General features: G+C 36.5%; 21 protein-coding genes. 16 read left to right on the top strand and 5 right to left on the bottom strand.

The window, feature by feature from the left end:
- The first annotated feature begins 5 nt into the window (after positions 1 to 5).
- The 16 genes from CVS95_RS02770 to CVS95_RS02695 all read left to right on the top strand — a co-directional run bounded on the left by CVS95_RS02770 (position 6) and on the right by CVS95_RS02695 (position 12,957).
- Positions 6 to 518 (top strand): F0F1 ATP synthase subunit B, encoded by a 513-nt coding sequence (locus tag CVS95_RS02770; protein WP_107695485.1) that lies wholly within the window; start codon positions 6 to 8, stop codon positions 516 to 518.
- Positions 518 to 1,048: a F0F1 ATP synthase subunit delta gene (locus CVS95_RS02765; RefSeq protein WP_107695484.1), complete on the top strand. Its 531-nt coding sequence runs from the start codon at positions 518 to 520 to the stop codon at positions 1,046 to 1,048. The genes CVS95_RS02770 and CVS95_RS02765 overlap by 1 nt, the downstream gene beginning before the upstream one ends.
- A 14-nt stretch (positions 1,049 to 1,062) precedes the next feature.
- Positions 1,063 to 2,580: a F0F1 ATP synthase subunit alpha gene (gene atpA, locus CVS95_RS02760; RefSeq protein WP_107695483.1), complete on the top strand. Its 1,518-nt coding sequence runs from the start codon at positions 1,063 to 1,065 to the stop codon at positions 2,578 to 2,580.
- Between the two features lie 9 nt (positions 2,581 to 2,589).
- Positions 2,590 to 3,477 (top strand): ATP synthase F1 subunit gamma, encoded by an 888-nt coding sequence (gene atpG, locus CVS95_RS02755; RefSeq protein WP_107695482.1) that lies wholly within the window; start codon positions 2,590 to 2,592, stop codon positions 3,475 to 3,477.
- 11 nt (positions 3,478 to 3,488) lie between these two features.
- Positions 3,489 to 4,886 carry a F0F1 ATP synthase subunit beta gene (atpD, locus tag CVS95_RS02750; RefSeq protein WP_103580399.1) on the top strand — a complete coding sequence of 466 codons (1,398 nt, stop codon included), beginning with the start codon at positions 3,489 to 3,491 and terminating at the stop codon, positions 4,884 to 4,886.
- Between the two features lie 18 nt (positions 4,887 to 4,904).
- A complete protein-coding gene (atpC, locus tag CVS95_RS02745; RefSeq protein WP_107695481.1) occupies positions 4,905 to 5,294 on the top strand; it encodes an ATP synthase F1 subunit epsilon in 390 nt (129 codons plus the stop codon).
- The gene (locus tag CVS95_RS02740) at positions 5,295 to 5,879 is read left to right on the top strand and encodes a MotA/TolQ/ExbB proton channel family protein (RefSeq protein ID WP_051288435.1); all 585 of its coding nucleotides are present in this window, start codon (positions 5,295 to 5,297) and stop codon (positions 5,877 to 5,879) included.
- On the top strand, positions 5,880 to 6,278 hold the full coding sequence (locus CVS95_RS02735) for a biopolymer transporter ExbD (RefSeq protein ID WP_021090535.1): 399 nt from the start codon (positions 5,880 to 5,882) through the stop codon (positions 6,276 to 6,278).
- A gap of 1 nt (position 6,279) precedes the next feature.
- Positions 6,280 to 7,227 (top strand): TonB C-terminal domain-containing protein, encoded by a 948-nt coding sequence (locus CVS95_RS02730; protein ID WP_107695480.1) that lies wholly within the window; start codon positions 6,280 to 6,282, stop codon positions 7,225 to 7,227.
- Positions 7,228 to 7,251: 24 nt separating this feature from the next.
- Positions 7,252 to 8,508 (top strand): Tol-Pal system protein TolB, encoded by a 1,257-nt coding sequence (gene tolB, locus CVS95_RS02725; RefSeq protein WP_107695479.1) that lies wholly within the window; start codon positions 7,252 to 7,254, stop codon positions 8,506 to 8,508.
- A gap of 64 nt (positions 8,509 to 8,572) precedes the next feature.
- Positions 8,573 to 9,079, top strand: a complete 507-nt coding sequence (locus CVS95_RS02720) for an OmpA family protein (protein WP_107695478.1) — start codon at positions 8,573 to 8,575, stop codon at positions 9,077 to 9,079.
- Positions 9,080 to 9,096: 17 nt separating this feature from the next.
- Complete coding sequence (locus tag CVS95_RS02715) at positions 9,097 to 9,939, top strand: tetratricopeptide repeat protein (RefSeq protein ID WP_072593816.1); 843 nt, start codon at positions 9,097 to 9,099, stop codon at positions 9,937 to 9,939.
- Positions 9,940 to 9,995: 56 nt separating this feature from the next.
- Entirely contained in the window at positions 9,996 to 10,583 is a 588-nt protein-coding gene (locus CVS95_RS02710; protein ID WP_234400029.1) for an FKBP-type peptidyl-prolyl cis-trans isomerase, read from the top strand.
- A gap of 9 nt (positions 10,584 to 10,592) precedes the next feature.
- Complete coding sequence (gene fabD, locus CVS95_RS02705; RefSeq protein WP_107695476.1) at positions 10,593 to 11,522, top strand: ACP S-malonyltransferase; 930 nt, start codon at positions 10,593 to 10,595, stop codon at positions 11,520 to 11,522.
- Positions 11,519 to 12,202: a 5'-methylthioadenosine/adenosylhomocysteine nucleosidase gene (locus tag CVS95_RS02700; protein WP_103559657.1), complete on the top strand. Its 684-nt coding sequence runs from the start codon at positions 11,519 to 11,521 to the stop codon at positions 12,200 to 12,202. The genes fabD and CVS95_RS02700 overlap by 4 nt, the downstream gene beginning before the upstream one ends.
- The gene (locus CVS95_RS02695; RefSeq protein ID WP_021090654.1) at positions 12,199 to 12,957 is read left to right on the top strand and encodes a tRNA 2-thiocytidine biosynthesis TtcA family protein; all 759 of its coding nucleotides are present in this window, start codon (positions 12,199 to 12,201) and stop codon (positions 12,955 to 12,957) included. The genes CVS95_RS02700 and CVS95_RS02695 overlap by 4 nt, the downstream gene beginning before the upstream one ends.
- Positions 12,958 to 13,138: 181 nt before the next feature.
- Here CVS95_RS02695 and recO read toward each other — a convergent pair whose 3' ends face one another.
- From recO to CVS95_RS02670, 5 genes are read right to left on the bottom strand one after another with little or no spacing between them, the layout of a single operon-like run.
- On the bottom strand, positions 13,139 to 13,753 hold the full coding sequence (recO, locus tag CVS95_RS02690) for a recombination protein RecO (protein WP_107695475.1): 615 nt from the start codon (positions 13,751 to 13,753) through the stop codon (positions 13,139 to 13,141).
- Positions 13,754 to 14,677 carry a tRNA dihydrouridine synthase gene (locus CVS95_RS02685; RefSeq protein ID WP_107695474.1) on the bottom strand — a complete coding sequence of 308 codons (924 nt, stop codon included), beginning with the start codon at positions 14,675 to 14,677 and terminating at the stop codon, positions 13,754 to 13,756.
- Positions 14,674 to 15,672 (bottom strand): uroporphyrinogen III synthase HEM4, encoded by a 999-nt coding sequence (locus tag CVS95_RS02680; protein WP_107695473.1) that lies wholly within the window; start codon positions 15,670 to 15,672, stop codon positions 14,674 to 14,676. Before CVS95_RS02680 ends, CVS95_RS02685 begins: the two co-directional genes overlap by 4 nt.
- Before the next feature lie 9 nt (positions 15,673 to 15,681).
- Positions 15,682 to 16,038, bottom strand: coding sequence for an RNA polymerase-binding protein DksA (dksA, locus tag CVS95_RS02675; protein ID WP_035167251.1), 357 nt, complete (start codon positions 16,036 to 16,038; stop codon positions 15,682 to 15,684).
- Between the two features lie 10 nt (positions 16,039 to 16,048).
- Positions 16,049 to 16,504: a 23S rRNA (pseudouridine(1915)-N(3))-methyltransferase RlmH gene (locus CVS95_RS02670; RefSeq protein WP_021090906.1), complete on the bottom strand. Its 456-nt coding sequence runs from the start codon at positions 16,502 to 16,504 to the stop codon at positions 16,049 to 16,051.
- Positions 16,505 to 16,506 lie beyond the last annotated feature (2 nt).

The raw sequence follows: 16,506 nt of genomic DNA, 5'->3' as shown, positions 1-16,506 counted from the left end.
ATTTTATGAAGATAAAAATTTTATTTTTTCTAGCACTTCCATTTCTAGCTTATGCTAGTGGGCATGGCGGAACAAATTACGATATAGTAGAGAGAACGCTAAACTTCTTACTTTTCTTTGCTATTTTGGTATATTTTGCAGCTAAGCCACTAAAAGCTCTTTATCAAAGCAGAATTGACAGGATCGCAAATAAGCTTGAAAGTATCCAAGAAAAACTCCGTGATTCTAAGGCCAAAAAAGATGACGCTCTAAAACGTGTAGAAGAGGCTAAGCAAAATGCAAACTCTTTAATCGAAACTGCTAAAAAAGAGGCTTTAAATTTAGCTGCTAAGGTTAAAAGTGATGCTCAAAATGATATAGCAAACCTCCAAAAGAGTTACAAAGAGCAAAAAGAATTTGAAGAGCGCAAGATGATAAAAGGCGTTGTAAATGAAATTTTGAGTGACATTTTCTCAAGCGATAGCCTAAAAGTCGATCAAAAAGAGCTTGTAAATATCATACTTAAAAAGGTTAGCTAATGAATGAAGTAGTAGCTAAAAAATACGTAAAGGCGATCTTAAGCGAAGTAAAGTCCAATGAACTTAATGCATTTGTTGAAAATTTATCAGAACTAACTGCTGCTTTTGCTAGCGATAAATTTAAAAGTATTATAAGTTTGCCGACATTAAAGGCTTCACAAAAGGTTGAATTTGTACTATCTTTGGTTAAAAATCAAGATGTCAAATTTGTAAATTTTATTAAGCTTCTTGGCGCAAATAAAAGACTGGAGCTTATCCCAGCGATCTTAAACGAGATGAAGATAGAGCAATCTTTGCTTGAAAATACATATCGTGGCGAGGTTATTGGAAATTTTGACCTAAGCGCTGAGCAGCTGAAAGCTTTGGAAGAGAATTTCTCTAAGAAATTTGACTCTAAGATCAAGCTTGATGGCTCAAAGAGCGATTACAACGGCGTAAAAGTTGAGTTAGACGATTTAGGTGTCGAGGTAAATTTCTCTATCGACAGACTAAAAAGTCAAATGAGTGAATATATATTAAAAGCAATTTAAAAAGGAGTGAAAGCGTGAGTGCAAAAATTAAAGCTGACGAAATTAGCACGATAATCAAAGAGCGTATTGAAAATTTTGATTTAAGTGTTGATGTAGAAGAGACCGGTAAAGTCATCTCAGTCGCTGATGGCGTTGCAAACGTTTATGGTTTGAAAAATGTTATGGCTGGCGAGATGGTTGAATTTGAAAGTGGCGAAAAAGGTATGGCTCTTAACCTTGAAGAGAGTAGTGTTGGTATAGTTATTCTTGGAAAAACCAGCGGTATCACAGAAGGAAGCTCTGTAAAAAGACTTAAAAAACTTTTACGCGTTCCAGTTGGTGACGCATTGATTGGTCGTGTTGTAAATTCGCTAGGTGAGCCAATCGACGCAAAAGGCCCGATTGAAGCTACCGAATCTCGCTTTGTTGAAGAAAAAGCAAAAGGTATCATGGCTAGAAAGAGTGTTCATGAGCCACTTCAAACAGGTATCAAAGCGATCGATGCACTTGTACCAATCGGTAGAGGACAAAGAGAACTAATCATCGGCGACCGCCAAACTGGAAAAACAACAGTTGCTATCGATACTATCATCAACCAAAAAGGTCAAGATGTTATTTGTATCTATGTAGCTATCGGTCAAAAACAATCAACCGTTGCTCAAGTCGTTAAAAAACTTGAAGAATATGGCGCTATGGACTACACGATAGTTGTAAATGCTGGTGCTAGTGACGCAGCTGCGCTTCAATACCTTGCACCATACGCTGGCGTAACAATGGGTGAATACTTTAGAGATAACTCTCGCCACGCGCTAATCATCTATGATGACTTGTCAAAACACGCGGTTGCTTACCGTGAGATGTCTTTGATCTTAAGAAGACCACCAGGTCGTGAAGCTTACCCAGGTGACGTTTTCTACCTTCACTCAAGACTTCTAGAAAGAGCAAGTAAGCTAAATGACGCGCTAGGTGCTGGATCTTTAACAGCTCTACCTATTATCGAGACTCAAGCGGGCGATGTTTCAGCTTATATTCCAACAAACGTTATTTCTATTACAGATGGTCAAATTTTCCTTGAAAGCGACCTATTTAACTCAGGTATCCGCCCAGCGATCAACGTTGGTCTTTCTGTATCTCGTGTTGGTGGTGCAGCTCAGATCAAAGCTATCAAACAAGTTTCTGGTACACTAAGACTAGACCTTGCTCAGTACCGCGAACTACAAGCGTTTGCTCAGTTTGCAAGCGACCTTGACGAGAGCTCAAGAAAGCAACTAGAGCGCGGTCAAAAGATGGTTGAAGTACTAAAACAACCTCCATATTCTCCGCTTCCAGTTGAGAATCAAGTAGTTATAATATTTGCTGGTGCTAAGGGTTACTTGGATGATGTTGCAACTACAAGTGTAACAAAATTTGAAGCTGAGCTATATCCATATATCGAGGCAAAATACCCTGAAATTTTTGAACAAATCAGAACAAAAAAAGTTCTTGATAAAGAAATAGAAGAAAATTTACATAAAGCGTTGAAAGATTTTAAAGCGACTTTTGCCGCGAACTAGGGCTAAGATATGTCAAATTTAAAAGATATAAAACGAAAGATTAAGAGCGTCCAGAACACTCAAAAGACGACACGTGCGATGAAGCTTGTCTCAACAGCAAAGCTTCGAAAAGCCGAAGAGGCTGCACGCTATTCTAGAGTTTACGCACTTAAGATCAATGAGGTTTTATCAGAGATAGCTTATAAGATCAATCAATATGCATCAGTCATGACTGAGAGTAAATTTTTTAACACAGCAAAAAGTGTAGAGAAGGTTGATATTATATTTGTGACGGCTGATAAAGGACTTTGCGGTGGTTTTAATGTTCAGACCATAAAGACGGTTAGGCGTATGATCGATGAGCTAAAAGCCAAAAAGATTAAAGTTAGACTAAGAGCTGTTGGCAAAAAGGGCATAGAATTTTTCAATTTCCAAGGCGTTGAACTACTTGAGACTTATGTCGGAGCTAGCTCATCACCTACATATGAAAAAGCTCAAAAGATCATAAAAGATGCTATTGATGACTTTATAAATGGCACAACTGACAAGGTTGTATTAATACACAATGGCTATAAAAATATGATTTCCCAAGAGATTAGAGTAAATGATATTGTGCCTATTGAGCCGTCTAAGATAGTTGCGGTTGAGACAAATTCTTTGATGGAATTTGAACCAGAAGACAACTATACTAAGATTATGGATGAGTTGCTTAATAAGTATTTTGAGTATAGCATGTATTATTCTTTGGTTGATTCTTTGGCTGCTGAGCATAGTGCCAGAATGCAAGCTATGGATAATGCAACAAACAATGCTAAAGAGCGCGTAAAACAGTTAAATCTTGCTTACAATAAAGCAAGACAAGAGTCTATTACCACTGAGCTTATCGAGATCATCAGTGGTGTTGAATCAATGAAATAAAAGGAGTATGAATGAAGGGTGTTATTAGTCAAGTTATGGGCCCTGTGGTCGATGTTGACTTTAATGACTACTTGCCAAAGATCAATGAAGCTATTGAAGTTTTATTTGAGGTTGAGGGCAAGAAACATAAACTAATATTAGAGGTTGCTGCTCACCTAGGCGATAATAGAGTTAGAACTATTGCTATGGATATGAGTGAGGGCTTGACTCGTGGCCTTGAGGCTAAAGCACTTGGTGCACCTATAAGTGTTCCAGTTGGCGAAAAAGTTTTGGGTAGAATTTTTAACGTAGTTGGCGATTTGATCGACGAGGGCGAGGGTATAAATTTTGATAAGCATTGGTCTATCCACCGCGATCCTCCTCCATTTGAAGAGCAAAGCACAAAAAGTGAAATTTTTGAAACTGGTATCAAGGTAGTTGACCTTCTAGCTCCTTACGCAAAGGGTGGTAAGGTAGGTCTATTTGGTGGTGCTGGTGTTGGTAAAACGGTTATTATTATGGAGCTTATCCACAACGTTGCCTTTAAACACAGCGGCTATTCTGTATTTGCAGGCGTTGGTGAGAGAACTCGTGAAGGAAATGACCTTTATCACGAAATGAAAGAAAGTAATGTTTTGGATAAAGTTGCCTTATGCTATGGCCAAATGAATGAGCCACCAGGAGCAAGAAACCGTATCGCGCTAACTGGTCTTACAATGGCTGAGTACTTCCGCGACGAGATGGGACTTGACGTTTTAATGTTTATTGATAACATTTTCCGTTTCTCTCAATCAGGTGCAGAGATGTCAGCTCTGCTAGGACGTATCCCATCAGCTGTTGGTTATCAGCCAACTCTTGCAAGTGAGATGGGTAAATTCCAAGAGAGAATTACATCAACTAAAAAAGGCTCGATCACATCTGTTCAAGCCGTTTACGTTCCTGCAGACGACCTTACTGACCCAGCTCCTGCAACCGTTTTTGCTCACCTTGATGCTACGACAGTTCTTAATAGATCGATCGCAGAAAAAGGTATCTATCCAGCTGTTGATCCGCTTGATTCAACATCAAGAATGCTCGATCCTCAAATTTTAGGAGCAGATCACTATAAGGTAGCTCGTGGCGTTCAAGCTGTACTTCAAAAATATAAAGATCTTCAAGATATTATTGCGATCCTTGGTATGGACGAGCTTAGCGAAGAAGATAAGCTAACAGTTGATAGAGCGAGAAAGATAGAGAGATTTTTATCTCAGCCATTCTTCGTTGCTGAAGTATTTACAGGTAGCCCTGGCAAATATGTAAGTCTTGACGAAAATATCGCTGGCTTTAAGGGAATTTTAGAGGGTAAATATGATCATTTACCAGAAGCAGCATTTTATATGGTTGGAAATATAGATGAGGCTTTAGCTAAAGCTGAGAAACTTAAGGCTTAAATTTAAAAAGGAAGCGTAATGGATAAATTACATTTAGAGATCGTAACTCCTCAAGGTCAGATATTTAATGATGACGTGAGTAGTGTAGTGCTTCCAGGTAGCGAGGGTGAGTTTGGTGTTTTACCAAACCACGCCGCATTAATATCTCTTTTAAAAGCAGGTATTATAGATATAGAACATAAAAATAAAAAACATGATGTTGTTGCGATTAACTGGGGATATGCAAAGATTGACGAAGGTAAGGTAGTAATACTTGCTGACGGTGCGGTTTACGTCTCTGGTGATAGCGAAAGCGAGCTTGCAAATTCATTGGAAGCTGCTAGAAATTTGATAGAGAGCATGAGTAGTGATACAAATGCTTTTGCAGCAACTATATCTAAAATGGAAAATGTAGTGAGAACTAGATAAGTGGGCGGTATAGATTTATTTTTAAATTACATTCAAAGAAGTAGTTTTATTACAATTATTGTTTTAACTTGGCTGTCAATATATTTTATAGTTAGTTTCACAATTCTTTTTTCAAGAATGGCTGGTATTGGAGCTTGGCAAAAACGTGAGCAAAATGCACTTGAAGCACTGCTTATGGGTGCTAAAAATATTCCAAATGATTCGTCTTTGAGAAAATGTGCAAATGGAAGAATCTCAAGAGAAAAGCTAAATGTATGTATAAGCATAGCCGAGAAAAATGCTACAAGTGGATTAACTTGGCTAAGTGTAATAGCATCTACTTCGCCTTTTATCGGTCTTTTTGGAACCGTTGTTTCTATTTTAGAGACATTTTCACAGCTTGGAAATGGTGGAGGTTCATCACTTGGTATTATCGCTCCAGCTATTTCAGAGGCACTTGTTGCAACTGGTTGCGGAATTTTTGTTGCCATCCCAGCATATACATTTAACTTACTCATAAAAAGAAAAGCTTATGAATTAATGAGTGTTATCGAGCGTCAGGCTGATGTTATGATAGCACTTAAAAAAGATGATGAGATACTATAAATGGCCGTTAAATTTACCGATGAGACACCAGAGCTAAATATAACTCCTCTTGTTGATATTATGCTTGTTTTACTAGCCATTTTAATGGTTACTATGCCAACCATAACATATCAAGAGGATATTACTCTTCCGGATGGTTCAAAGGCGAAAACTTCAACATCTAAGCAAAAAGACCTTATAGTATCTATAAATTCACAAGGACAAGTTAGAGTTGATCAGAGTACTATGAGCCTTGCTGAGTTTCCTGATAATATCGCATTAATGAGTACAAAATACGATAAAACCTCGCCTATCTATATAAAAGCTGACAAAAATTTAAAATACGATGATGTTATGTTTGTATTAAAGACTTTGAAAGGTGCTGGTTTTAATAAAGTAGCTTTAGAGACAAACGGTTAAAATGTCAAATAAAGTTAAATTTCCAACGCTTAGTTCGTTTCTTGTAGCATCTTGTATTTACGTTATTATTATACTTGTTTTGTTTATAAAGCTTACTTTTTTTGCAGAACCTCCTAAAAAATATACTGATGATAAAGATGCTATTATGGATGTGGTTATGGTTGATAGAGAGGTTGATCAAACCATTAAAGCTCCAAAACAAGCAGATGAAGTAGTTAAAGAGACAAAGCCTGAACCTAAAAAGGAATCTGAAGAAGATAAACAAGAGACCACAAATAAGCCTGTTGTACCAGATGAACCATTGCCTACCCCAAGCTTACCAACTCCTCCAAAAGAGGAACCAAAACCTGAGCCTAAAAAACCAGAACCAAAACCAGAAATTTTAAAACCAAGTGAAGAGCCTAAAGAAGATGTTAAGCCAGAACCAAAGCCTGAGCCTAAGCCTACACCAAAGCCAGTTGAAAAGCCAAAACCAAAAGAGCCAAATATAAAAGATCTCTTTAGTGACATAGACCCTACAAAACTTAAAAAAGATGATGGTATAAAAAAGGCTGAAAATAAAGTGCAAAGTCGCAAAAAAAGCGAGGCTTCTAGCTCAAAAGCTGCAAAAGAGGCTAGCGACATCATCAAGAGCCTAAAGATAGATCAAAATCCAACAGCTCCAAAGTCACAAATGACCGGCACTTATGATCCGTTGATGGGAGCCATAACAAAGCAAATTCAAAGAAGATGGCAAAGCTATAAGGCCGACTCTGCAAATTTGGCTAAAGTTAAAGTTATGATAGATCAGAGCGGAAATTTTAGCTATGAAATTTTAGAGCTATCATATAATGAAGAATTTAACGCAAAAGTAAGAGAGTGCTTAGAAAAACTTACAATGGAGAAATTTCCATTCAATCCAGACAAAAGCACTACTTTTAATTTAAATTTAGAAGATAAAATAAACTAAAATTTATAAAATTATGGAGTAGAGATGAAAAAAATTTTTCTTTTTTTATGTGTTGCTCTAGGGCTTTATGCTGCTGATGCAACCATATCTGTTGTAAATCAAGGTATTGCCTTGCCAAAGATAGCTTTGCAAGATGCAACAACTGCTGTTAGTGATATAGGTTTTAAAGATAAATTCTTTAAAATCATGCTAGGAGATCTAAAGGTTAGTTCCGATTTTGAAGTAATCGAAGATCATGTGCCTTCTACCTATGAAGGAGATGCGACTACTAATACAATGAGTGATAAAGGCGTCGAGCTTATCTTTAGATATGCTCTTGAAGGCTCTATAGGCTCGCCTCTTACTTTAAGGGTAAAACTGATAAATGCTAAAACAGCAACTACAAGGTATGAGAGAGTCTATAATATGCCTGATGGTGCAAAGTATCCGTTTTTAGCGCATAAAAGTATAGTTGAGCTTACTAATGAACTAAATTTACCACCAGTTGGCTGGATGGAAAAATTTATTATTCTTTCAAAATATACTTCAGCTCGCCAAAGCTCTATCATAGTTGCTGATTATACACTTACATATCAAAAGACTATAGTAAGTGGCGGGCTAAATATTTTTCCTAAATGGGCTGGAGCTGATCAAAGTAAATTTTACTATACATCTTATATAAATAATAAACCAACTTTATTTAGATATGATCTAAATTCTGGTACAAAAACAAAGATAATCGATAGCATTGGCATGCTTATAGCCTCAGATGTTAGTAAAGATGGAAGTAAAATTCTATTAACTATGGCACCAAAAGATCAACCAGATATCTTTATCTATAATACGAATAGTAAAAATTTGACGCAGATTACTAATTATCCAGGTATAGATGTAAATGGAAATTTTGTAGATAATGATAGTAAGATAGTTTTTGTATCAGATAGGCTTGGTTATCCTAACGTTTTTGCAACTCCTGCGATTTCTGGCGGAAGCGTTGAACAAATGGTATTTCATGGTAAAAATAACAATTCTGTAAGCACATTTGAAAATTATGTTGTTTATTCAAGCAGGGAAGCAAGCGGTAGTTTTAATATATATCTAATTTCAACTCAAACGGATTTTATACGCCAGCTTACAGCAAATGGTAAAAATAACTATCCAAGATTCTCAAGCGATGGGCAAAGTGTCGTCTTTATAAAAGAGCTTGGCGGTCAAAGTTCACTAGGTGTTGTTAGGCTAAATGAAAACAGAAGTTTTCAGTTTCCTTTAAAAGTAGGAAAAATTCAATCTATAGATTGGTAATATTCTGATAAAATTTAAAATTTTTGTGATATAATTCGACCAAATTTCTAAAAAAGGATAAGGAATGAAAAAAGTAGTTCTAGCAAGTGTTGCAGTTGCAACTTTATTGTTGAGCGGTTGTAGCTCAAAAAACCCTGAAGTTGATATGAATTCAAATTCAAATCAATCTGCAGATAATTCAGGTAGCATGAGCGATGCTGATAGATTAGCAGCTCTTATTGCTAACATCGAGAGTCAAGTTAAAAGTGTATATTTTGACTTTGATAAATTTAATATCAAAGCTGATCAACAAGGCGTTGTTAGCTCAAATGCATCAGTATTCAACCAAGCTGACGCTCAAGCTCTTTCTATAAAAGTAGAAGGTAACTGCGATGAGTGGGGTACAGATGAGTATAACTATGCTCTTGGTTTAAAACGTGCTAAAAGCGCTAAAGATGCTCTTATAAGAAATGGCGTTAGTGCTGATAGAATCGCTGTAGTTAGCTTTGGTGAAAGCAATCCAGTTTGCACAGATAAAACAAAAGCTTGCGATGCTCAAAATAGACGTGCAGATTTCAAAGTACTTCCATAATTTATAATTAAATAATAATGAACAAAAAATTAATTATAGTGGCTCTCATTGGAGCCACTATCTCTATTACCTCCGGTCAAGAGATTTCAGCTTTTGATGCAGGCAATATGGATAGTGCGAATCCATATGGTCTAACTGATAATGAAAAAGTTACCTTAAATAATAAGCGAAGTGTTCAAAATATTGAAGAGAATATGAATAATGTTTTAGAACAACTTCAAGGTTTGCAAAGCTTGATTGAGAGCATGAGTGCTAGAATGAATAAGCTTGAGCAAAGAATAAATGATATAGAGACGAAGGTAAATGGTGGCATAAGTGATTCTGGTGTAAGTTTGACATCACTAAAGGCTTATGTTGATGAAACTAGAGACATACAAGACAAAAACTACAAAAATATTACTGCTGCCTTAAATAAATTAGGTGCAATAATGGATAAAAATGCTGCCCAACCAAAGCAAAATGCAAATCCAAAACAACAAAGTAAGCCAACTTCAAATTTTAGTGGAAAAAGCGATAAAGATATTTTGGCTGATGGCATTAAACTTCTAAATTCTGGCAATAGCACAGAAGCAGCTGAATATTTTGAATATTTGAATAAAAAAGGCTATAAAACTGGTGCAACAAATTATTATTTAGGTGAAGTTGCTTACAGTCAAAAATCATACAGCACAGCTATACAATACTACAAAAAAAGCATACAGAACGAAGATAAGGCTGACTATACACCAAAACTTCTATATCACACAGCTATAAGCTTTGATAAGATAGGTGATACGCAAAGTGCAAATAGATTTTATAAGGCTTTAAAAGTCGGTTATCCAGATAGTAAAGAAGCCAAAGCCTCTCCCAATAGAAACTAAATTTTAATCTTTTTTAGATATAATCCCACATTAATCAAAAAACCAAATCTAAGGAGATTATTGTGAGTAAAGATCAAGTTATAACTATGTTTTACGAACTAAAAGATGCTAACACTGGTGAAATTTTAGAGTCAAACATGCAAGAAGGTGGCCAAATTTCATTTATAACAGGGCATGGCCATATTATAGAAAAGCTTGAAGAAGAAGTAAGCAAATTAAAATCAGGCGAAAGAGCAACTATAAGCGTAAAGGCAGCAGAGGGTTGTGGTGAATATAATAATGAAGCCATTCAGTCGTTACCAAAAGAGCAGTTTGCTGGTATAGATTTACATGAAGGAATGGAGCTTTTTGGTCAAAATGAAGATGGCTCAAGCGTTCGTGTTATTGTTAAAGAGATCAAAGATGACGAAGTAACAGTTGATTTTAATCACCCATATGCTGGTAAAGATTTACTATTTAATGTTGAAGTTTTAGAAGTTAGAGATGCAACAGAAGATGAAAAAGCAACAGGCATGGTGGCTGGGGCTCATACTTGCGGTTGTGGTGGTCACGATCATGAGCATGAACATGAGTGCTGCGGGGGACATGGACACGGACACGAGGATGGTGGTTGCGGTTGCGGTGGACACGGACATCATCATTAAGAAGCTAAAATGAAAAAATTTGCTTTTGTTTTTGCGGGCCAAGGCTCGCAAAGTATTGGTATGGGAAAAGACTTTTACGAAAATTTTTCTACTGCTAAACTACTTTTAAATGATGCTTGTAATGACACTGGCATTGATTACAAAGAGCTTTTATTTACACAAAACGATAAGTTAGATAAAACAGAATTTACTCAGCCAGCTATCGTTTTAAACTCGTTAATGACTTATTTGGCTTTTTCAAATTTTATTAAAGAAAAACCAGAATTTAGTCTCGGGCACTCACTTGGAGAATTTACCGCTCTTGCAGTTAGCGGAGCATTTAATTTTATTGATGCGATTAGGCTTGTGAATTTACGTGGTAAATTTATGCAAGAAGCTTGTGTTGGTAAAGATGCCGGCATGATGGTAGTTCTTGGACTTAGTGATGAAGTAGTTGAAGAAATTTGTAAAAAAGCAAGAGAAGAAGGTTTACAAATTTATGCTGCAAACTACAACTGCGATGGACAAATCGTTGTCGCTGGTGTAAGAGCTGATCTTGCTAGCTATGAAGCAAAATTTAAAGAAGCTGGCGCAAAAAGAGCAATGCTTTTAAATATGTCGGTAGCAAGCCATTGTCCGATACTTGAGCCAGCTAGTGTTAGACTGGCAAGTGAGCTTGAGAGTACTTTGGCTGCCAAATTTTCTCCAGTTGTCTCAAATGTAAATGCTAAAATTTATACCGATAAAAGTGAAGCACTAGTCCTACTAAAAGAGCAGCTAATAAAACCAGTTTGCTATAAACAAAGTATTAAAAACTATGAAAATGATGTTGATTGTTTTATTGAGCTTGGCGCTGCGACGCTAAAGGGCATCAATAAAAAAATTACTGAAAAGCCAACTTATAGTATTACTGATATGGTAAGTCTTGAAGAAGTTGTGAAAATTTTGGAGGAGAGATGATAGCGATACTTGGAGCTATGCAAGAGGAGATAACACCGATCCTTGAAATGGTTGGTGAATATAAAACTGTTCAATATGCAAATAATAAATTTTACTTAGCAAACTACAAAGGAAAAGAGCTAGTCATTGCCTATTCAAAGATAGGCAAAGTAAATGCAGCTATAACAGCAACTTTAATGATAGAAAAATTTAAGGCCTCAAAGTTGCTCTTCACTGGTGTAGCTGGCTCACTCGATGAGAGCCTAAAAATAGGCGATATGCTTTATGCTACTAGCTTAGTGCAGCATGATCTTGATATTACGGCTTTTGGACATCCTTATGGCTATGTGCCAGGCACAAGTATATTTGTCAAAAGCGATGAAGGACTAAACGAACTGGCAAAAAAGATAGCCGATAAAAAAGATATGAGCTTAAGTGCTGGTATTATTGCGACTGGAGATCAGTTTATCTGCGATAATGAAAAGAAAGCTTGGATTAAAAAGATATTTAATGCGAGCGCTACCGAGATGGAAGGTGCTAGCGTTGCACTAGTTTGCGAAACACTTGGTGTGCCATTTTTTATACTAAGAGCTATCAGCGATGGAGCTGGTGATGCAGCAGAATTTGACTTTGATAAATTTTTGCAAGATTCAGCAAATGTTAGTGCAAAATTTATACTTGAAATGGTAGAAAATTTATGATAGAGCTTAGCAAAAGGCTTCTTAGACAAGTTGGTCAGACAAATGCCAGATACAAGATGATAGAGGGCGGAGATAAGATTTTGCTTGGTCTTAGCGGTGGTAAAGATAGCCTCGCACTAGCTCACGTACTAAAGCATATTCAAAATGTCACACCTGAAAAATTTGAGTTTAAAGCAGTAACGCTAAGCTACGGCATGGGTGAGGACTATGCTTATCTTACGAAGCATTGCAATGAGCATGGCATAGAGCATGAAGTGATAGATAGCTCAATCTTTGAGATTTCAAAAGAGAAAATCCGTAAGAATTCCAGTTTTTGTAGTTTCTTTTCTCGTATGAGAAGAGGTTATCTTTATACTTACGCCTTAAAACATGGTTTTAATAAACTTGCGATTGCTCATCATTTAGACGATGCAGCGGAGAGCTTTTTTATGAATTTTACCTATAATGGTGCACTAAGGACGCTTGCTCCAAAATATACTGCAAAAAATGGCATTACGGTTATTAGGCCATTTATCTTCGTTCGCGAGAGACAGCTTCGCGAAAATGCTATCAAAAATGAATTAAGAGTCATTGGCGATGAAGCATGCCCTGCAATGAGATTTGACGTAAAGATGCCGCATGCTAGATATGAAACCAAACAGCTTTTAGCGACTTTAGAAAAAGAAAATCCAAAACTTTTTACTTCGCTAAAAGCAGCATTTGAAAATATCCATACTGATACTTTTTTTGCTCTCAACAGCAGTAGTGAAGAGTAAAATTTTACTTGCTTTTTGGGACTAATCCCAAGAAGCAAGCTATAAATATTTCTATTTTAATCTTCTCTTTAAAAATTTTTACCTTTGGTTATAATTTTATAACTTAGAAAATTTAAGCTTAAAAAAATAGTCATGTGTTTTAAACATTAAGAAATAGCTATTTAAAATAGCAAGCTATAGCCTAAAGCCCATCAAGTAAAATTTTATAAAGGCGGTTTATCTCATCGTCGTTTAGCTCGATCGTGCTTTTTGTGTCAAACAAATTTTTGATCTTGTTAGTGTCAAATTCGCTCCTATCAAGGCAGTGCTTGTGAGAGGGCAAAAAACCACGAGTTAGGCAAAGCTCACTCTCTATCTCCTCGTCGCAGATAAAGCACTCAAGCTCGCTGTGAAGCCTGCCTTCATACTCTAAAATTTTGACGTAGCTTTCGATGATGAGGCGTTTTGGATTTTGCAGCTGCATCTGTTTGGCACAGCGATCAAGCTCGTTAAAGTAAATTTCGTCGAGCTGTTCGACCTCTTTTAGATGATCATAAAGGAGGCGCATGAACTGCTGCCAAATGATGAGCTTGTCACGCTCTAGCAGCCACTTAAAGCCAAGATGAAGTATACTTCTAAGCTTTGGTAGAAATTTCGCCTCTTGCTCGAGCTCAAAGTCGATCTTGTAGCCAGTCATGATATTTGAGTGGCGTGCGCCAAAAAATCTATATGACTTAACTAGCAAATTTGGCGTTAGCACAAAGACTAAAAGGTCCTCGTCTCTGACCTTTTGCACGCGCAGGATGTAGCCTTGCATCTAGGCAAAAAACTCCCTTATGCGCTCTCTCATCGCTGTCGTGTCTTTGATGAAATTTATATCGTTTCTAAAGGTTGTTGCACCGTCGATGCCCTTGCTGTACTGATGCAAATGCTTTCTAAATATGCAAAGCCCATGCTCGCCGTAATGCTCGATCATCGCATCAAAGTGGGCTAGTATGATCTTTTGCTTTAGCGCTTTATCCACGCTAGTTTTAGTCTTTATCTCGTGAAATATCCAAGGATTACCAATACTTGCTCTACCGATCATGAGAGCGTCACACTTTGTAAGGTTTAAAATTTCATCTGCATTTTGCGCATTTATATCGCCATTTGCAACGACTGGGATTTTTACGCTCGCCTTTACTCTAGCGATCGCTTCGTAATCAACCTTTGCGCTGTATCCCCCAGCTCTTGTACGTCCATGCACTGCGATATAGTTTGCACCTGCTTCTTCACAGGCCTTTGCGATCTTTTCTTCATTTTTGTCGTTAAAGCCAAGTCTAAATTTAACGCTTAGGCTCTCTTTGTTTGAGACGCTTTTTATAGCTGAGATTATGCTTTGAAGTTTGTCAAGATCGTTTAGTAATGCAGAACCCGCTCCTTGTCTAATGACCTTTGGTACGGGGCAGCCGCAGTTTAGATCGAGCCCATAAATTCCATCAAATTTATTGATGATTTGCACAGCTTTTTTTATATTTTCTGTGTCATTACCAGCTATTTGAACGATGTAAGGCTCTTCGTTTGGGGATTTTTTAATCATTTCAAGCGTTTTGTCACTGCTCTCATATACTAGAGCGTTTGCGCTGATCATTTCGCTAACAGTGATATCGCAGCCAAATTTCTTAACTACGCTTCTTAATGGTAAGTCAGAAAAGCCAGCAAGAGGCGCTAAGAAAAGTGGCTTTTTGCTAAAGTCTATCATTTAAAAAATAACGAGCTAGGCACCATTTTGCCGTTATCTCGTAAAAACAGTAAGACCTTTATCTCTTTAAACTCATCTGGATCGCTACCTTCGATAGCTTCTCTTACTTTATCAAGCATTTGAAGCTCAAACAGTGCATATACGTAAGCCTCATCAGCGTCAGCATGGATGCTTTTTAGTTTTTCAAAGATGCCAATAAATGCATCTGGTTTTAGTTTATTTTTAAGCATTACAGCGGCTTTATCGTATTGAGCTTTTGTCACTTTTGCGTTGTTTAAAAGATCAAAAATTTCATCACTGCTTAGATCGATCTCGTCATTTACAAATCGGGTAATAATAAGCATTATATCTTCACTTGCTAGCTCAAAATTTAATCTTTTGATCTCGCTAAAAGAAGCTACTTTTATGAGTTTATCAAATGCAGCTTTTTTAAGACTCTCGTTTTGATCTTGGTTTTTAAGTACGTCAAGATAGTAAGTTGGTAGTTGCTCGATTTTATTTAGCTCATTTAGGATATTTAACTTGCTATCTTTTGCTAGTCTAAATTTCTTTAGATCGACGATCTCTTTATTTTTTATACTTTTTATAGTTTGTAAGATATTGTTTATCTCAGCATCATCTACACCGACATCTTTAAGCTCGCCTACTGGTGAGATAGAGCGAGTAAGCTGTGAGGCGATCTTGTAAGTGTCGGTTTTGAAGTCTTTATTGCTCTCAAAGCCAAGAAGCGTCTCTTTAGCTAAGTCTTTATAAAGCTGGCTATCTTTTTTGATCCATTTTTTATATCTATAAAAAGCATATCCATGATAAGCGATATGAAGTAGGGCAAGAAGTGCTAAAACAGCTACTGGAAGAGCGACCCAAATAGCAACTGGTAAAGTTATAGTTTGGCCTAAAAGCTCAAATGTGTAATCAGAACTATTAAGAGAATAAGTGAGTCCTGCAACAACTACTATGTAGATTATGCAATAGACGAGAAATTTTCTAGTTTTCATGTTTTCTCCTTAGTTTTTTGCTGTTTTTTCAATTATTTCACGGCAAGTTATGCAGTATTTTGCATGTGGTTTTACTTTTAGTCGCGGTATACTGATCTCCTCTTCACACATATCACAAATTCCATAAGTTTTATTTGCTATCTTCTCTAGTGCTTCATCTATCTCTGATAGCTCCGCTCTTTGTTGTGTCGAGATCGAATGCTCTATTAACTGGTCTGTATTTACTGAGGCTATATCAAACTCATCGCTTACGCCGCTATCTCTTAAGCCATTTACTTCAACAGATGAATCATAGATATTTTTTTTGATCTGTAATTTTCTTTCTTCAAGTAATTTTTTAAAAAAATTTAGCTCAGTTTGTGTCATTTATATTCCTTTATTTGTGGTATGGGTGGTTTGCATTTATGCAAAGTGCTCTAAAAATTTGCTCAAAAAGTACAAGCTTGGCAACCTTGTGTGCCATCGTCATCTTGCTCAAACTTATGATTTTTTGCGCTTTATTCTTTAAATTTTGGCTAAGGCCATAAGCTCCACCTATGAAAAAGTTAATTTGTGAATTTGAGTTTAAAATTTGTGCGAATTCTTGGCTGTCAAGTTGCAAGCCATTTTCATCAAGCATTACGCAAAAGCCTTTTAAATTTGGCTCATAAATTTCATCATAAGCTCTTAATGCTTCGCTTTTTCCAGTGCTTTGAGCTTTTGCTATTTTTTCATTGAAAAAGACTTTATCGTTTATCTTGGCAAATTTTGCACTCATTTTTATATATTCTTGTATTTCGTTTTCAAAGTTGTCACGTGATGATTTTTGAATGCTAAAAACTGAAATTTCCAAAT

This window comes from Campylobacter concisus (assembly GCF_003048905.1).
GTDB classification, from domain to species: domain Bacteria; phylum Campylobacterota; class Campylobacteria; order Campylobacterales; family Campylobacteraceae; genus Campylobacter_A; species Campylobacter_A concisus_V.
This window is presented reverse-complemented; position numbering and strand designations above follow the sequence as displayed.